The organism is Pseudomonas sp. 2024-210, assembly GCF_045062345.1.
In the GTDB taxonomy this organism is placed as follows: domain Bacteria; phylum Pseudomonadota; class Gammaproteobacteria; order Pseudomonadales; family Pseudomonadaceae; genus Aquipseudomonas.
Map to the genome: position 1 here is coordinate 194,161 of NZ_JBJGEJ010000004.1, position 16,503 is coordinate 210,663.

Sequence of the window (16,503 nt, forward strand, 5' to 3'; positions counted from 1 at the left end):
CCCGCCCTATTTGAGCGGCCAGCAATGAGCTTTTCAGGCAAACCCACCACGTTGGTGGAACAGCAAATCGACAATGACGGCTTTTGGCCGGACTTGTCGGTGAGCGAGTTCCAGAAAGGCTATCGCCTGCCGGGTGAGTACCTGGGCGACATGCTGGTCGCGGATCTGACCACTGCCATGGTCGAGGTCAATACCGATTTGGCGCGCTGCAAGTCCAGGTGGCAATCCGTAGGCGTTGTCTGTGTGGAATCTGCTGACCCTATGGTGCTGCCCGAGCGTGCTTTTCACGTAGCGACGTACAAGCGCGCCGTGTATGCACGCGCTAAAGCCAGCCTGTTGACCCAGTTTGCCACAGTGACCCGCCGTGACAGCGCCGAAAACACGGGCAAGGAAGCCCCGGAGCGCGCCGAAACCTTTTTGTCTTTCAGTCAGCAGGCTGTGCGCTCGCTGCAAGGCCGTGGGCGTATGACGGCGGCGTTGTTATGAACAAGCTGAAAGCACTGACCACGTATTTGATCGAACGCAATCTGGTGATGCCCGAGCAGTTGGATAGCTGGGCCAATCAGGTCACGTTGGATTTGATCTGGAAGCCGGATGTGAAGGGGCTGCACTTCGCGGACATGCACTACAGCGCAACGATTGTGCTGGAGCGCTTTGCGGATGATCCGGGGCGGTTGATGGCCTTGCTGGGTAGTTGGCTGGAGAACCACGACCGCGACCGCGACGGGCTGCCGTCGATGACGTTTGCCATCGACATGCTGGACAGCGATCTGGCGGATGTGGAAGTCACGGTGGAGTTTGTCGAGCCGCAGTATTTGGCCGAAGACCCTGCCGGTGAAATCGAGGCGTTCGATCAGACCTGGGCATTTGTGCCATTTGATCTGTGGATCGCGGAAGAAGGCGAGGTGGGCAGTCATGGCCGCTAATCCACTCGACCTCGATATTCGCGGTTTGCTCAACGTGGACGCGCAGCTGGCATTGCTGGATCTGCCGCCGCAGTTGCGCCGCCGTCTGTTGAATAACGTGACCAAGCGCGTGCGCTCGATGAGCCGCAAGCGGGTGCGTGAGCAGAAGAACCTGGACGGTTCGCCGTTCGCTGAGCGCAAAGGTTCAGCCAAGGGCAAGAAGAAGATGGAAGCCGGGTTGGCCAAGCTGCTGCAAGTCACCCGCGTCAGTCCGAATGAGGCCGAACTGGGCTGGAAAAATGCCCTGACCCGTTGGGTCGCTTCGCAGCAGCACAACGGGGTCAGCGAGCGCCGTACTGCCGCGCAGATGCGCCGCTGGAACAAAGTCCCGCCCGGTATCGCCTGCACGGACAAGCAAGCCAAGCGCTTGCGCCGTCTGGGTTTTCGTACCCGTCAGAAGGGCAAAAAGACCTTAACCCGACCTTCGGTGGCATGGATTCAGGAACACGTGAATTACGCCAAGGCCGGTCTGTTGATCCGCATTTTGAATGATGAAAGAGCCGAGTCCTCGGGCGCGCAAAGCTGGGACATCACCCTGCCCAAACGTCAGTTCCTCGGCGTCAGCAGCGGCAATGAAACCCGCGACCTGGTTAACCAAGTGTTTGAACAAATCCTTAATTCACCCCGCTAACGAGGCACCACATGGCACTCGGCAAAGTCAGCGTTAACAACCTTAATTTGGGTCAGGGGGAAGTGACCGCGATCGAGCGTTATTTCCTCTTTATTGGCCCGGCGACCAAGAACGTGGGCAAGTTGTTGGCCCTTAATACCGACAGTGACCTGGACAACGAGCTGGGCATTCCGGCCAGCGACCTGAAAACCCAGATCACCGCTGCACGCTTGAACGGTGGCGACCGCTGGGCCTGTCTGGCAGCGCCCGTCAGTGCAGACGGTGAGTGGACGGTGGCGCTGGAGAAGGCTCAGCAACAAGGCTTTTCAGTCGAGGCGGTGTTGATCACCACGCCGGTGATTGATGGCGTTGAGCTGTCGCAAATGAACGATGCCGCGGTGGCGTTGAACAACGTGTATGGCCGTCGCTCGTTTGTGATGGCGTGCAGTGCAGGCATTAGTGCAGTGCAGCCGTGGTCGCAGTATTTGACCGAACAGAAGGCCATTACGGCGGACGTGGCCGCACCCCGTGTGTTGGTGGTGCCGCAGTTGCACGGTAACGATTTGGGCGTGTTGGCCGGTCGTTTGGCCAATGCGGCGATGAGCATTGCCGACACGCCGATGCGGGTGGCCAGCGGTGCGGTGCTGGGCCTTGGGCCGGTGCCGGTGGATGCCGAAGGCGTACCGCTGCCGTCTGCCATTCGGGCCGAGCTGGACAAGGCGCGGTTCTCGGTCTCGCAGACCTACCCAGATTATCCCGGCGTGTACTGGGGCGACGGCAATCTGCTGGACACCCCGGCCAGTGACTTTCAGGTGATCGAGCATTTGCGTCTGGCTGACAAGGCGGCACGTCAGGTGCGCCCGTTATTGATCCGCCGCGTGGGCGATCGCCGCCTGAACAGCACACCCAACAGCATGGCGGTGAACATCAACGCGCTGATGGCGCCGCTGCGTGCCATGGCCAAGTCCGTGACGTTTGCCGGTCAGGTGTTCCCGGGTGAAATCCAGACCCCGAAGGACGGCGACATCGTGCTGGTTTGGAAGAGCAAAACCGCCGTAGAGGCCTACATCAAGCTCAAACCCCACAACTGCCCGAAAGACATCACGGCCAATATCGCCCTGGATCTTTCCAACGACGCCACGGAGTAACCCTTTATGTCACGTATTGGCGGCAAGAATTTTGACGTGAACCTGGGCGACCTGCTGGTTCACGTGGAGAGCTGCACCCTCGATGTCACCGATAACAGCGCCGTGGCGCAGACCCGTGGCGTGCCCAATGGCCACGTGGATGGCGATGTGTCGGCCAGTGGTGAGTTTGAGCTGGACAGCTACAACTTCGGCCTGCTGATGGATGCGGCCCGCACCGCTGGCAGCTTTCGCCAGTTGGAACCCTTCGACACAGTGTTCTTCGCCAAGACCGGCGATGAGGAGCTTCGCATTGAGGCCTTCGGCTGCAAGTTGAAGGTGTCCAGCCTGTTGAGCATCGACCCCAAAGGCGGCGAGAAATCCAAACACAAGGTGCCGTTTGACGTCACCAGCCCGGACTTTATCCGCATCAACGGCGTGCCGTATCTGGCCGCTGCCGAGACTGAGGGGCTGAGCTGATGGTCTGCCCGTTCGATCGCGCCCAGGCGCTGGAGCAACGTCAGCGCGATCAGGCGATTGCCGCCCAGCTGGCCACTGCGCGCCCGACCGGGCCAAGCCGCACTGAGTGTCTGGACTGTGACAACGCGATTCCCGCCGCTCGACAAGCGCTGGGCGGGATGCTGCGTTGCGTGCCATGCCAGTCACTGTTTGAGAAAGAGGGCCGCCGATGAGCACAAATCAGGCCGCTCAGGACACCGCCATGGCGATTGTGAAGGCGTCACCGGCCATCGGTGTGGCGGCAACCGGCGCGACCGGCGCTGTCGACTGGTCGGCGGTGGCCTACATGCTGACCGCCCTTTATATGGTGCTGCAAATCGTGCTGCTGGCCCCCAAGTACCGCCAGATGCTGCGTGACTGGAAGGATAAGTTATGACCCTGCGCCACAAGATCGCTACCGGCGCGATTGCGTTGACCAGCGCTGCGTTGATCGCCTTTCTGGGCAAGTGGGAAGGCGAGGGCCAGAACCTGGTGTATGCCGACACCCTGGCCCGTGGCCTGCCCACGGTTTGCAAGGGGATTACCCGCCATACCAGCCCTTATCCGGTGGTGGTGGGTGATTACTGGTCAGCGGCCCGTTGCGCCGAAGTTGAGCAACTGGTGATTGAAAAGGGACAGCTCGCTCTTGCCGACTGCCTGGCCAACCAGCGGGTTGCCCAGGACACTTTCGATGCCCTGAGTAGCCATGGCCATAACGTCGGTATGCCCAGCACCTGTGCCAGTCGTGCGGTGGGCCTGATCAATGCCGGACGCATGGCCGAAGGCTGTAAAGCCTTGGCTTGGGCGGCGGACGGCAAAACACCCGTGTGGGCTTATGTGACTGACACCCAGGGCCGCAAGGTGTTTGTCCCGGGCTTGCATGCGCGCCGGTTGGCGGAAGTGAAGCTGTGCGAGGCGAGCCTGTGAACGGGATCAGTTCGACCTTGCTCTGGCTGTTGGCGGGCGCGGCGATGTGTTTGCTGTTTGACCGCCTCATGGATGAGCGCAACGACGCCCGACAGGCGTTGGCCACCGCTCAAACCGAAGTCACCGGCCTGCGCGAAGCGGCCCGGATCAGCGGCGAAATGCTGGCTGACCGTGACGACATTGACCGCACCCGAACAGAGGCACTGAACCATGCACTTTTTGAAAACAGCGAGTTGCTGCGTGATGTTGATGCTGGCCGTCAGCGGCTGCGTGTCAACGCCGTGTGCCGTGCCACCGAGCCCAGCGAAACCAGCCCCGGCCGCGTGGCTGATGCAGGCACCGCCGAACTCGCAACAGACGCTCGACCGGATTATTTCGCCCTCCGCGATCAGCTCGCCCTGAGTAAAGAAATGATCCTGGGGCTGCAAGACCACGTGCGCCGGATCTGCCTGCGCTAACCCCAATCACCCACTTTTAAACCTGAACGGAAAACATCCCATGTCTGAACGTCGCGAAATCACCCTGGAAGTAGGCGAAGCCGAATTCACTTTCGACCTGACCCCGCAGGACGTAACCAAGTACTTCAACGCCTTGACCCAAACCAACAAGGTGGCCCCGGCCAACAACCTGCTGGTCAGCACGGTTAAACAGGAACAGCGCGCCACCCTGAAACCGCTGCTGGCCAACCCGGTGCTGGTCATGCAACTGGCCGGCACATTGCTGGAGGAATACAGCCCTGACGTTGAGATCGCCGTAAAAAAGCCCTCGAGCACGCCGAACGACTAAGCGAAAACGGCTTGGGCCAGTTGGTGGCCCTGGCCAACCGCTGGCTGCCCGGTGCCGAACCCACTGCCGAGGTGATGGGGACGGCCAAGTGGCTGGAGGATGAGCACTGGCGAAGGATGGAAATCGCCGTGGCCAATGGCATTGCCTACGCATTGAACGGATAAATTCACATGGCAGATCGCAGCGCCCGGCTAGCTTTTATCTTGAGCCTGACCGACAAGATCACCGCGCCCTTGGGCCGGGTCAAGACCAGCTTTTCGGACTTGGCCGAGCAGGGGCAGAACAACATCAAGACTATGGGCCTTGGGCTTGCGGGCATGGTGGGTGCGGGCGTTGCGATCAGTCAGTCACTGGAACCGGCGCTGGAAATGAACCGCGCCCTGGGCGAAGTCCGTTCGCTGGGCGTGGCCGAAGACGCGCTGGATGCGCTGAACCGCAAGTCGCTGGAATTCTCGGTGGCCTACGGTGAAAACGCCCGCGACTTTGTGGCCTCGGCGTACAGCATTGAAGGTGCGATCAAGGGCTTGAGCGGCAGCCAACTGGCCACGTTCACCAACACCAGCAACCTGTTGGCCAAGGCCACCAAGACCGACGCCGACACCATGGGCGCTTACGTCGGCACGATGTACAACCTGTTCAAAGATCAGGCCGACGCCATGGGTAAAAGCCAGTGGGTCGAGAAGATGGGCGGGCAAACCGCCTTGGCGGTGCAGTTGTTCCGCACCGACGGCGCCCAGCTCAAGGATGCGTTCAATGAAGTCGGTGCGATCGCGACCACGGCGGGTGTCGACCTGGCCGAGCAGTTCGCGGTGATCGGTACGCTGAGCAGCACCATGGAAGGTGGCGACGCCGGGGGCATGTACAAGGCGCTGTTTGAAAACATCGGCGCTGGCTCCGAGAAGCTGGGGATGAAGTTCACCGACCAGAACGGCAAGTTGCTGCCAATGCTCGACATCCTGGACAAGCTGCAAGGCAAGTTTGGCGACCTGACCACCGCTGCCGCTGGCACTGCGTTGACCGATGCATTTGGTGGCGAGGGGGCGCGGGTGATTGGCGCACTGGCCAAGGACACCGGGCGGCTGCGCAACGGCATGGAGCAGTTGGCCAACGTGCGCGGGCTGGAGAGCGCCGACAAGATGGCCCGGGCCATGGTCGATCCGTGGCAGCAATTCGGCGCCGCTGTGCAGGCGCTGCGCATTGCCTTCGGTCAGGCGTTGATGCCGATTCTTGAACCGCTGATGGCCAAGCTGACCGGCATTGCCCAGACCCTGACGCGTTGGTCGCAGTTGTTCCCCAACATCACCCGCGTGGTGAGTATCGCGGCGTTGACCATCCTCGGCATTACGGTGGCCATGTCGGCGCTGACGCTGGTGGTGGGGCTGGGGAAAATGGTCTGGCTGGGCATGATTACCGTCTGGAAAATCCTCACCTGGACGGGTTTTCGCAGTATCGCCATGTTCCTGATGCACGTGGTCTTGGTCACTACTTTTGTGTTGAGCATGGCGGCCATGGTCGCGTGGATGGGCCTTGTTCGTGGCGCTATGTTGCTGTGGCAAGGCGCGATTTGGCTGGTCAACGCGGCACTGCTGGCCAACCCGATTGTGTGGGTGGTGGTCGGCGTGGTTGCGCTGATTGCTGCCGTGGCGGCGGCCGTTTACTACTGGGATGAATGGACAAGCGCGCTGATGAACAGCGCGGCGTTCCAGTGGGTCAGTGACCAGCTCAAAGGCTTGAGCGACTGGTTCAGCTCCATGGGCGGCTGGACAGGCATGGCCAAGGCGGCATGGGACGGGATTACCACCATTTTCAAACGTGCCATCAATGGCCTGATTGCGATGCTGAACAAGATCCCGGGCGTGCAGATCGATGCCGCCTTTGGCGACTTGCCAGCTCCGCCGAAAGTGCCCGATTTGGCCATGTCGAAGATTCAGGCACAGCCCGCGCCGCCCTTGGTGATGGCGCAACAGCCGCAAGCTGCCCCCAGCATGCTGACGCAGATGCAGACCCCGTTGAACCGGGTGCCGCAACCGTCGCCGCTGGTCATGGCGGCCAGTCAACCGTTGGTTCCGTCTTTACTGGCAGCGCCTCAGATTCAAACCCCCAAAGTCCCGCAGATCGATGCGCTACAACCGCCACGCCAAGCCCCGGCACTGGTGATGGCAGCACCGCCGCAGGTTAAGTCTGAGCAAAGTCAGGAACGCCTTAACAGTTCGCTGGGCAGCCTGTCGCCGTCGCGGCCCAACGCCGTGCCCAAGGGCGGGCTGTTGAGCAGCATCCAGAACAACAACCAGACCCAGAACAAGGGCACCCATGTAGAGAACCTGACCATCACCAACACCAAACCCATGAACGCCCTGGAGCTTGAAAACATGATGAGCATGGCGGTGGGCGGATGAGTGACTACATCGACCTGCTGATTGTGGACAACGACCTGTCGCTGGATCCGTCGCGTCAGCCGTTGCTCATCGATGACCGCGCCAGTATCGCCCAGGACATTGCGCACATGATCCGCGAAAGCGGCTTGTTGGTGACGTTGGTGGCCGAACGCAGCCGTCTGCGTCAGCGCGACTGCATTCAACAACTGGAGCTGCTGGTGGAGGCCGATGTGCGCCTGGTACCGGGCACGGCGTTGATTGAACCCTATGACTCGGGCAAGTACCTGGTGACGGCTAAGACCCTTAAATTCGGCGCGATCGAGGTGTATGTGTGAGCGAGGTAGATTTTAAACAGGCGCTGACAGACGCCGGGATCCCGACCACCGAGGCCGGGTTGCGCAAGGCGTGGGAAAGTGAAGTCGCGGCGCAAGGCAGCAAGTTGAGCAACACCAGCGCCTATTCGCCGTTCTGGCGGTTGATCACCGCACTGGTGACCAAGCCGGTGCTGTGGTTGATCAGTTTTATCAGCGACACCGTGTTGCCCAACTTCTTTGTCAAAACGGCCGGGGATACCTGGCTGGATATGCTGGCCTGGGCGGTAAACGTCGAACGCAAGGGCGCGACCAAGGCCACCGGCATGATGCTGTTTACGCGCATTGCGGCCGGTGGGACGCTGGAGCTGCCTGCGGGCATCGTGGTGCAGTCCGCCGCCATCAATGGGCATATCTATCAGATGGTCACGACCACACCCGCGACCTTTGCCGATGGGCTGTTGCAGCTCGAAATCCCGGTCGAAGCGCAGGAAGAGGGCAGCGGCTATAACTTGGCGCCGGGTTACTACGCGATCTTGCCGGTGCCCTTGGCGGGCATTGCTCAGGTGGTGAACCCCGACGGCTGGCTGATTGCTCCCGGGGCAGATCCAGAACCCGACGATCAACTGCGTTTGCGGGTGCGCAATCAGTTCTCGGCGGTCAACCAGTGGCACACCGACGCGGTGTACCGGGCGATGATCTCGGCCTTCCCGGGCGTACGTCCGGACGGCGTGTATTTCCTGCACGGCGCACCCCGTGGCCCGGGCAGTGCCAACGCCTATGTGTTGTTCGAAGCCGACGTGCCGGCCGAAACCTATCTGGAGCAAATCAACGCCCATATCCGTGACCAGGGCAACCATGGCCACGGCGATGATCTGGTGGTGATGGTCATGCCGGAAACCCAGCACGCCATCCGCCTGACGCTGTGGCCACGCGCCCTGATCGGCAATGAAAAGCGTGACAGCCTGCGCGATGACGTGGCGTTATTTGTGCGAGCGGCGTTCCGTGAAAGCACAGCCACGGACTTTCAGCCGACCCTGACGTACCCGCAGTCGCGGTTTTCTTTCAGCCGTCTGGGCGAAGAGCTGCACCAACAGTTCCCGGGTATCGAGTCGCTGCACTTTGATAATGCCGACATCATTTCCGAACTGAGCATCCCCCGTATCAACAGCCTGGTGGTGACGCTCGCATGATCAAGCTCAATTTACCCTTCTGGCTGGACGGCCCGCAGCTGACCAAACTCAAGGCCGCAGGTCAGTCCTGGTGGGACAAGGTGGAAGGCTGGTTGCAGTGGCCCCTGCTGCAAATGGACGCCGAAACCTGCCACCTGACCGTGCTCGATCTGCTGGCTTGGCAGCGCGACATAAGCCGCTTCAAGGACGAGCCCGAAAGCCTGTACCGGCTTCGGGTCAAGTTCGCCTTTATCAATGCCGTGGACGCGGGCAGTACGGCGGGCCTCAAACGCATCCTGCAACGCTTAGGCGTGGGTTACGTCGAGATCGACGAGCGCTTGCCCGATCGGGACTGGGATGTGGTGCTACTGCGCCTCTCTGACTCGCAACTGTCGCAAAACCCGGAACTGATGCGGGTGCTGATCCAGCAGTACGGGCGCACCTGCCGCCGTTATGACTTCGTGACCATTACCCCTGTATCGCTGCGCATCGTCGCGGTGGACTTTAACGACGACCAGCAAACGCTGGTTGCCAGCCTGTAGGAGCCTCCCGTGGGTGCCAGCATTACCCTTGCAGGCGAAAGCCTGATTGCGCAGAAAGTCGGCGCACAACAATCCCTGATCGTCAGCCGCTTTGTGTTGGCCAACGTGCCCGGGCTGGATCCCAATAGTGCGGTTAACCGTGCCTTGCCCAAGCCGCCGGCGGGTCAGATTGTGGCCACCTACGACGTGACCCAAAAAGGCTTTGTGAACCCCAATCAGGTGGTTTACAGCTTGATGATGGGCAGCGAAATCGGGGACTTCGACTGGAACTGGATCGGCCTTGAAACTGCCGAGAACGTGTTGCTGGCCGTGGCCTATGTGCCATTGCAACAAAAGCGCCGCAACATCCCGCCGTTACAATTGGGCAACAACGTGACCCGCAACTTTCTGGTGGTGTTCGACGGCGCCCAGGCGCTGACTGGCATCACCATCGACGCCAAGACTTGGCAGCACGACTTCACCGTGCGCCTGCACAGCATCGACGAGCGCGAGCGCCTGAGTAATCGGGACATGTTCGGGCGTGCGTGCTTCTTCGGTACGGGTCTGCAACTGGAAAAGGTTGGGGCGGGCTATCAACTCAAGCCCGGCATTGCTTACGTTGAAGGCCTGCGGGTATTTACAGCGGCCGCTACGCCGGTAGTCCCGGCCACATTACCCACTAAAGCCTGGCTGAATGTGTACCTTGAACGAAAACTGAGCGATGCCGTGGTCAGTTGGGCCGTCACCTTTGGCGATCCTTTACTGGACTACTCCGACAGCGCCGGGGTGCGCCATTACGTTGTCCCGTTGGCGGATATACCCAACTCCGACACCCTGACCGATACGCGCCAGTCTCAGCCGATCACCGATGCACTGGTGAAGCATTTCGCCGGGCGCAGTTGGGTTGAGTCTGAGTTGCAGAAAAAGGCCAACAAGGGCACGACGTTAAAAGACTATGGCATCACCGATGCCATTCAGAACGTCAATCCGTTGCCGGGCACCAGTCTGGATTTGCACGGGGGCAAATTCGCATTTGTCTCTGCCGAAAATGAAACCCACGTGTGCCAGAACTGCTACTGGAATGGCGGTGATTGGTTGCGCCACGACATCACCCAGCCTGCTGTCGTGTTGATTGGTGGCGGGGGGCGTTTGCGCGTGCAACGGGTAGGCCCGGGCGACAACCCGATTGCCTGGACGTCATCGGCGTCCATTCGTGACAGTAGCGACACCTACAGCATCGTTGAAATTGATCGGCTGCTGACGGCGCTCAACCTTGCGCTTGGCACGAAAGCCGACAAGGCCACCACGTTGCGCGGCTATGGCATCACCGATGCGCTGCCCAATCTGAATCCGCTGCCCAGTAACAGCCTGGATCTACACGCGGGCAATTTTGCTTTTGTCAGTTCGATTCTTGAGTCCAGCTTGTGCCAAAACTGCTACTGGGCTGACAGCCAGTGGATGCGCCACGACACCAGCAAACCGGCGGTGTGCGTTGCCGTCACGGACGGTCGGGCCACTATTCGCAAGGTCAGCGCCGGGGCCAACCCGATTGTCTGGAGTTACGGTGGCACGCTCATGGACAGCGGAAATACTTACAGCTACACGCAAGTGGATGAGCTGCTAACGCCGATCAACAAAGCAATCGACAAAACCAATAACGCTGTAGTCCAGATTAATAAAGACATTGGCACGATCAACACCACATTGGGCAATAAGGCGAACAAAGGCACTACTTTAAGGGAGTACGGCATCACCGACGCCGTGCCAATCCTGAACCCGCTGCCCAATAACAGCCTGGACATTCATGCGGGACAGTTTGGTTTTTTGAGTTCCATCACCGAATCCTGTCTGTCGCAAAATTGTTACTGGGACGGTTCGTCCTGGATGCGTCACAACACGGCCTTGCCTGCGATCTTAATCGCCGCGAGTAACGGTCAGTTGTTGATGAGACGGGCCAAGGCAGGCGCCAATCCGATTAGCTTTGAAGGGCAGGGTTTGATCGTGGACAGCTCGCAGGTCGCGAGCACAGCCGATCTGGGTGTGGCCCGGATTGCCACTGACGCGCAAATCGATGCAGGTGGTGATGACAGCACCATCGTCACCCCCAAGAAACTGCGCCGGGGTTGCTCCTGGTCGATCGGGCGTAACGGGTACTTTGCCGCACCGACCTGGCTGGGCGGTTGGGTGCTGCAATGGGCGACCACTAACGAATGCCTTTCAAGCGCTGACTACCGCTACTTCCCGACGCCGTTCCCAACCGAGTGCTTCGGGATGGTGTTCGGTCTTATGTCCACCACGGTGGGTGGTTTCAGTAACAACGTCGGGATAGTTCACCAAGTTGTCGATAACTCGCGGTTTGTGTGGAACGCGGGCGCTACCTTCTCTTACGAAGGCCAAGCCTTCATTTTGGCGTTGGGGAAATAAACATGGCCCGTTTCTGTTTTCTACTGGCCGCCGATGGCCTGATTCTGACCCGCTATACAACGGCTTTGCATGGGGATTCGATTCCGGACGAAGCCGTCGATGTGGCGAAGAATATCTATGACGGCTCGTTGAATTACCGCAAGGATCAGCAGCCGTACTACCTCAAGAACCTGCTGGAATTCCGGCCTTATAAGCTCAACGTGCAACAGCAAACATTGCGTACGCGCCAAGACATTGATCAGCGTTGTGAAGAAGCCATCACATCGGGCTTCACTTCAAGCGCCATTGGCACACGCGCTGACTACAGCAGTCAGCTGGATGACCAGTTAAACCTGAACGCGGCCATTTTGCTGGGTATTGATATGCACTATCCCTGCCGTGATGCCCAGGGTGAAAAGGTCTTTCGCCTGCACACGGCCCAGCAATTGCGGCAAGTGGGGGAGGACTTCAACCAATTCAAAATGAAGCTGTTGGTGTACGCCAATGAGTTGAAACAGCAACTCGATCAAGCGCTGACCAACAACGACTTGAAGGCTGCCGACGCCATTCACTGGGGGGCGGCCATCTCATGAGCTGGGCACCCGTAACCCTGCGCTGGCCCGAGCAAGCCACCCAATGGATGGGCCAGTTGAGCACGGCTAAGGATCTGGCCAGCGGCGAGTTGGTCAGCACGGCGCTGCGCTTGAGCGGGCTTGACGGCATGACCAGTACTAACCCGGGGCCAGTGGGTGCGGCGGCCCAAGGCGCGATTGATGCGGGCCGATCGGCACTGACCCAGCAGATGGGTGAAGCCCCGGCCTGTCTGGTGGTGACGCCGTTTCAAAGCGGCGTGGGCCAAGGCACGGGCTACCAGCGCTTTCTGTCAGCGCCGAACCTGGTGCAGCAACTGGCCAACAAACTGGTGGATGTCAGCGATGCCAGCCGCCCGGATGGGCCGCAGTACGCATTGTGCTTGATGTTTTCTGGCCACTCGTCTCGACCAGTTGGCCGAAAGCTTGTCCCGGTTCAATGCGTTGCTGCCGATGCCTGACCTGGTGCGCGCCGAACGCCGGGCGCGGCACCTGTCGAAACTGGAAACCGAAAAGTGGGAACTGCCCAGCGCCGGGACATTGCCGCGCTGGCAGGCGTTGCCGCTGGAGCGCTGTACCTTGCTCAAGGCCGCCAAACAATCCATGTCCGGCCAACTGGCGGTGCTGGAAAGCTACGCGGCTGACAGCTCACCGATGAGCGATCTGGCGGCATTGGCCAAACGCAAGGTGGCGCAGCAGCAAGGACGCGACCAACAACTGAACGACCTTAAGGCCTTGCTCGCCGGTGGCCATGCCGACAGCAGCCTGCGCGCGCGGATGATCGGCCCGGGAACAGCCAGCGACTTGCGCAGGGATCTGTTGAAGGAAGAAGCCCCGGGGCATGAGTGGGTGCTGTGTGCCGGTGTGTTGCTGGTGGGGTCGGAACAGGGCTTGAGTTTTGTGCGCGAACTGGTGGGCCTATGACGCTACTACTCGATGGCGAACAGGTGCGCGGCAAGAACCTGAAAATCACCGCGAATATGCGCATTGAAGCCGCTGATCTTTCGGGCCAGACCAGCAACACCGAAACCGCGCACAAGGGTTTTAAGCCCAAGACCCTGACCGCTTCGATGATGATTCCCTACGTTGACCAGGTGCAACTTCGCGACCTGATGCGAATGGCCGAAGCCACCGAGGGCGGTGGCCAGCTCAAAACTTATCGGGTGGTGAATGACACCGCGAGCGCGTTCGGCATCCGTCAGGTGGAGTTTTCCGAAGGCGTCAGCGCCCGGGAAGACGACACCCTCAGTGCCTGGCGGATTCAGTTCACCTTGAGCGAAAAAGTCTCCAACCCGCAGAAAGTCGAAGGGCGGCGCCCGGCCAATGGGGTCAAGGCGCAATCGGGCCCGGGCGCGGCTGTGGGAAGTGGTGGCGGCGGTACCGGCGCCGATTCGGCCGAAGGCGAGCAGCAACTGACAGGCTTTGAAGCCACGTTGAAAAAGGTCGATGGCTGGTTGGGCGGGGTGAGTGGCGCATGAAACTGCACAAGATCCTCAGCATCAACGGCGAGCCGGTGACCTTGGTCAAAGACGAGGTGCGGCTGGACTTGAAAAGCCCGGGCCGGGCCACGTTCACCATTCAAGCCGCTGCCCCCGTGAGGGGGCTTGTCACACTCGACATCGGCTACAACGAGAGCACGTTGCAACGCCACTTCATTGGCTACGTCGAGCGCTGCACCGCCGCCAACAGCGTGCAGCAGGTGCTGTTCTGCCGCGAGATGGCCGCGATCCTTGCCAAAGCGCTGCCGCTGAACCTGCGTCACGTGGATCTGCGCGCCGTGCTGACCGAAATCAGCCAACACACCGGCCTGCGTTTTCGTGTGCCGGCACAAGCGTACGCCAGTGTAAAAGCCCCGTTTTTCTACAGCCTGGCGGCGGGTTATCAAGCGATGGACAGTATGGCCCGCGTGTTCAACATCCCCGACTTTATCTGGCAGCAGCAAGGCGATGGGGAAGTGTTTGTGGGCAGTTGGGCCGACAGCTTCTTTGGCGTGCGAGCGCCGCTACAACTGCCTGCCGAGCTATTCGACGGCTACCAGGGCAATCAAAGCGCACTGATCGCGGCCCTTCCCGGGTTGCGACCAGGTGCAACAATCAACCAAGGCGAGCGCATCACCAGTGTGGCCCTCGTCGACAACCAGATGGCCATCCGATGGACGACGCAATCCGCCGTAGCGTAGAACGACAATTCCCCGAGCTCTCAGGCGGTTACCACCTGCCGCGCTTTGCCCGGGTCGTGGCCGTGGCCGATGCCCCCAGCGGCGCCGGGATCTGCGACGACTTCCGCCCGCGCTATGCCGTGGATATTCAAGTGCTGTTGCCCGATGGCGAGCCGGATCCGGATCTACCCATGTTGGACGGAGTGCCGCTACCGCTGCCCACGGGCGGCGAAGAAATGGGCATCTATGCCTTTCCCGAAGAAGGCACTCAAGTGGTCGTGTGCTTCGCTTACGGCCTGCCGCACAAGCCCTATATCCAGACCATCCTCCCGCACGGCCTGAGCATGCCCAAAGTCCCGAAAGGGGATCAGGTTTGGCAACACAGCGAAGCGTGCCAGCAACGGGTCGATGCCGATGGCAATTGGCTGCGCCAAACTGACGGCAAGATCCAGGACAAGGCGATCGAGCGCGAAGTGGTAGCGTTGGATAACACTGAGACCTTCCAGAACCACACCAGGACAGTGGACGACCATTCAACCGAGTCAGTGGGCGGGATCAAGAAAATAGAGGCGCTGGGCGCGTTGAAACTGCTGTCTGGCGGGTCTGCGAGCTTGGCGGCGGTGGATGATCTGCATCAGGCCACCGGCCGGGACTTGAACCTGGTCGTGGGGCAGAAGCATAACGCCACGGTGGGTGGGGATATGCAGGAACGTATCGAAGGGCTGCGTAAGAGCGTGGCGGGGGTTAGTCAGCGGTTGGTTGCGCCTAAGAACCATATCGGATCTGAAAGCGTGAACCTGTTCCAGGTGGTGTGTGATTTGCTCGACCTGGTACAGCAGATGAACACGCAACTGGCTGGGCATACGCATGGGCCAACGCCGGTACCAAGTAATGCGGCCGCTTTCACCGCAGATGCCGTGAAAGCGGCCTTGTTCTCGACAAAGCTAGGAGCGGTCACTCTTTAAAGTACTGTACTTTGTATTGACCGTTCCCGTGTATGGACTGATGATCGTTGCAGTGCCATGCGAGGAAAGCAACTCAGCTGCTAACTGAGCTTGCAGAAAACCACTCCTAATGTGGGATTTTTCTTTCGTTCATAAGCAGTTATTTATATTTGAGCTCTTCTAATATCTTCCGATCAGCCAATTCGACGATTGTCTTGATGGTTGGGGTGTACTCCTTCAGGAAGTCGAGTGCATCATGAAACGTCGCCATGGCATAGGTCTCAATCCTTCCGCCAAAATTAACTAGGGCGACAGCTCCAAACTCTTCTCCCGGACGTGCCAAAAAAAGCTCTATTTCGGCATAGTCCTCGTCACCTATCGTTATCTCTTTCAAGTACCCGCAAGTACGCAACGCCCCTTCGATATCTTCGTCTCCAGCCTTGTCACGAAGCTCCCCTATCAAATCCCGTTCAGTATGGATTTTGAGTGCAGTTTTGCTCGAATAGACATAAAGCATCAGATACAACCTCGATATTCAAAAAAACAGAACATCTGACGGATACGCAATCACGTCAATGGAAAATCTCTGCCAAGAATAAAAAACTTAAGAAAAAGCACTTATCCCCCTCCCGCCGACGGGCCTTGCGTCCTTTTTTTGTGCAAATCCGGATGTAGTGCAAACGAACCGGCAACCAAGGCGGGCCGTTGGGCTCTGCAGGGGATCGGCCATTGCACAGAATGCAAAGTTTTGAAGGGAAAGGCAGCACGGTTGCACGGTGCTTCTCAGTACGGTCTCGGACGGGGTAGCGATGGAACCCCGGTTTCATTGGGTGAAAACTTTGAAAACGTTGGTTTCGGTGGATTTTCAGAAACGCGCACGATCTTATTTGGGCGGGGGCTGGCTGGGTATGGGGAGAGACTTAATTCACTGCAGGCCAGGACTGACGGGGGCTGTACCGTGTTTGATGGTTTTCACAGAGCTGAATACGATCAACGATAAGCTTTCCCTTTATGCAACTGATCCAGGCTAAACGAAAAAACGTCGTTTTATTGATATTGATTTTTAAGGGGAGGGTGGTCGTTTCAAAAAGAGCGATATTAGCTATACGGCGGTGGTAA

Annotated in this window: 21 protein-coding genes and 1 pseudogene; 21 read left to right on the forward strand and 1 reads right to left on the reverse strand. The window is 59.4% G+C overall.

Going from position 1 to position 16,503, the window contains the following annotated elements:
- The first annotated feature begins 24 nt into the window (after positions 1 to 24).
- The 21 genes and pseudogenes from ACI7MX_RS07800 (at position 25) to ACI7MX_RS07900 (ending at position 15,405) form a co-directional block, all read left to right on the forward strand.
- Positions 25 to 486 (forward strand): head completion/stabilization protein, encoded by a 462-nt coding sequence (locus ACI7MX_RS07800; protein ID WP_405588258.1) that lies wholly within the window; start codon positions 25 to 27, stop codon positions 484 to 486.
- Positions 483 to 926 (forward strand): phage tail protein, encoded by a 444-nt coding sequence (locus tag ACI7MX_RS07805; protein WP_153383237.1) that lies wholly within the window; start codon positions 483 to 485, stop codon positions 924 to 926. Before ACI7MX_RS07800 ends, ACI7MX_RS07805 begins: the two co-directional genes overlap by 4 nt.
- Positions 916 to 1,596, forward strand: coding sequence for a virion morphogenesis protein (locus ACI7MX_RS07810; RefSeq protein ID WP_405588262.1), 681 nt, complete (start codon positions 916 to 918; stop codon positions 1,594 to 1,596). Before ACI7MX_RS07805 ends, ACI7MX_RS07810 begins: the two co-directional genes overlap by 11 nt.
- A gap of 11 nt (positions 1,597 to 1,607) precedes the next feature.
- Positions 1,608 to 2,723: a DUF2586 domain-containing protein gene (locus tag ACI7MX_RS07815; RefSeq protein ID WP_405588265.1), complete on the forward strand. Its 1,116-nt coding sequence runs from the start codon at positions 1,608 to 1,610 to the stop codon at positions 2,721 to 2,723.
- 6 nt (positions 2,724 to 2,729) lie between these two features.
- Positions 2,730 to 3,179: a phage protein gene (locus ACI7MX_RS07820; RefSeq protein ID WP_146386012.1), complete on the forward strand. Its 450-nt coding sequence runs from the start codon at positions 2,730 to 2,732 to the stop codon at positions 3,177 to 3,179.
- Positions 3,179 to 3,391, forward strand: coding sequence for a TraR/DksA family transcriptional regulator (locus tag ACI7MX_RS07825; RefSeq protein WP_153433164.1), 213 nt, complete (start codon positions 3,179 to 3,181; stop codon positions 3,389 to 3,391). Before ACI7MX_RS07820 ends, ACI7MX_RS07825 begins: the two co-directional genes overlap by 1 nt.
- On the forward strand, positions 3,388 to 3,594 hold the full coding sequence (locus tag ACI7MX_RS07830; RefSeq protein ID WP_146386008.1) for a hypothetical protein: 207 nt from the start codon (positions 3,388 to 3,390) through the stop codon (positions 3,592 to 3,594). Before ACI7MX_RS07825 ends, ACI7MX_RS07830 begins: the two co-directional genes overlap by 4 nt.
- Positions 3,591 to 4,124: a lysozyme gene (locus ACI7MX_RS07835; RefSeq protein ID WP_405588270.1), complete on the forward strand. Its 534-nt coding sequence runs from the start codon at positions 3,591 to 3,593 to the stop codon at positions 4,122 to 4,124. The genes ACI7MX_RS07830 and ACI7MX_RS07835 overlap by 4 nt, the downstream gene beginning before the upstream one ends.
- Positions 4,121 to 4,582, forward strand: coding sequence for a lysis system i-spanin subunit Rz (locus ACI7MX_RS07840; RefSeq protein ID WP_405588273.1), 462 nt, complete (start codon positions 4,121 to 4,123; stop codon positions 4,580 to 4,582). The genes ACI7MX_RS07835 and ACI7MX_RS07840 overlap by 4 nt, the downstream gene beginning before the upstream one ends.
- Positions 4,583 to 4,622: 40 nt before the next feature.
- On the forward strand, positions 4,623 to 4,910 hold the full coding sequence (locus tag ACI7MX_RS07845; protein WP_153433166.1) for a putative phage tail assembly chaperone: 288 nt from the start codon (positions 4,623 to 4,625) through the stop codon (positions 4,908 to 4,910).
- A gap of 20 nt (positions 4,911 to 4,930) precedes the next feature.
- Positions 4,931 to 5,074 carry a DUF6890 family protein gene (locus ACI7MX_RS07850; RefSeq protein ID WP_371928855.1) on the forward strand — a complete coding sequence of 48 codons (144 nt, stop codon included), beginning with the start codon at positions 4,931 to 4,933 and terminating at the stop codon, positions 5,072 to 5,074.
- Between the two features lie 6 nt (positions 5,075 to 5,080).
- Positions 5,081 to 7,306, forward strand: coding sequence for a phage tail tape measure protein (locus ACI7MX_RS07855; RefSeq protein WP_405588276.1), 2,226 nt, complete (start codon positions 5,081 to 5,083; stop codon positions 7,304 to 7,306).
- The gene (locus ACI7MX_RS07860; protein ID WP_146386000.1) at positions 7,303 to 7,620 is read left to right on the forward strand and encodes a DUF2590 family protein; all 318 of its coding nucleotides are present in this window, start codon (positions 7,303 to 7,305) and stop codon (positions 7,618 to 7,620) included. Before ACI7MX_RS07855 ends, ACI7MX_RS07860 begins: the two co-directional genes overlap by 4 nt.
- Positions 7,617 to 8,789 (forward strand): baseplate J/gp47 family protein, encoded by a 1,173-nt coding sequence (locus tag ACI7MX_RS07865; protein WP_405588279.1) that lies wholly within the window; start codon positions 7,617 to 7,619, stop codon positions 8,787 to 8,789. The genes ACI7MX_RS07860 and ACI7MX_RS07865 overlap by 4 nt, the downstream gene beginning before the upstream one ends.
- Positions 8,786 to 9,310: a phage tail protein gene (locus tag ACI7MX_RS07870; RefSeq protein ID WP_405588282.1), complete on the forward strand. Its 525-nt coding sequence runs from the start codon at positions 8,786 to 8,788 to the stop codon at positions 9,308 to 9,310. The genes ACI7MX_RS07865 and ACI7MX_RS07870 overlap by 4 nt, the downstream gene beginning before the upstream one ends.
- Before the next feature lie 9 nt (positions 9,311 to 9,319).
- Positions 9,320 to 11,713 (forward strand): phage tail protein, encoded by a 2,394-nt coding sequence (locus ACI7MX_RS07875; RefSeq protein ID WP_405588285.1) that lies wholly within the window; start codon positions 9,320 to 9,322, stop codon positions 11,711 to 11,713.
- Between the two features lie 2 nt (positions 11,714 to 11,715).
- Complete coding sequence (locus tag ACI7MX_RS07880; protein ID WP_405588288.1) at positions 11,716 to 12,285, forward strand: hypothetical protein; 570 nt, start codon at positions 11,716 to 11,718, stop codon at positions 12,283 to 12,285.
- Positions 12,282 to 13,206: pseudogene (locus ACI7MX_RS07885) on the forward strand (hypothetical protein). Before ACI7MX_RS07880 ends, ACI7MX_RS07885 begins: the two are co-directional and overlap by 4 nt.
- Positions 13,203 to 13,760: a DNA-binding protein gene (locus ACI7MX_RS07890; protein WP_405588290.1), complete on the forward strand. Its 558-nt coding sequence runs from the start codon at positions 13,203 to 13,205 to the stop codon at positions 13,758 to 13,760. Before ACI7MX_RS07885 ends, ACI7MX_RS07890 begins: the two are co-directional and overlap by 4 nt.
- Positions 13,757 to 14,461: a hypothetical protein gene (locus ACI7MX_RS07895; protein WP_405588293.1), complete on the forward strand. Its 705-nt coding sequence runs from the start codon at positions 13,757 to 13,759 to the stop codon at positions 14,459 to 14,461. Before ACI7MX_RS07890 ends, ACI7MX_RS07895 begins: the two co-directional genes overlap by 4 nt.
- On the forward strand, positions 14,434 to 15,405 hold the full coding sequence (locus ACI7MX_RS07900; protein ID WP_405588296.1) for a hypothetical protein: 972 nt from the start codon (positions 14,434 to 14,436) through the stop codon (positions 15,403 to 15,405). Before ACI7MX_RS07895 ends, ACI7MX_RS07900 begins: the two co-directional genes overlap by 28 nt.
- Positions 15,406 to 15,544: 139 nt before the next feature.
- Here ACI7MX_RS07900 and ACI7MX_RS07905 read toward each other — a convergent pair whose 3' ends face one another.
- The gene (locus ACI7MX_RS07905; protein WP_405588299.1) at positions 15,545 to 15,901 is read right to left on the reverse strand and encodes a hypothetical protein; all 357 of its coding nucleotides are present in this window, start codon (positions 15,899 to 15,901) and stop codon (positions 15,545 to 15,547) included.
- Positions 15,902 to 16,503: the final 602 nt, after the last annotated feature.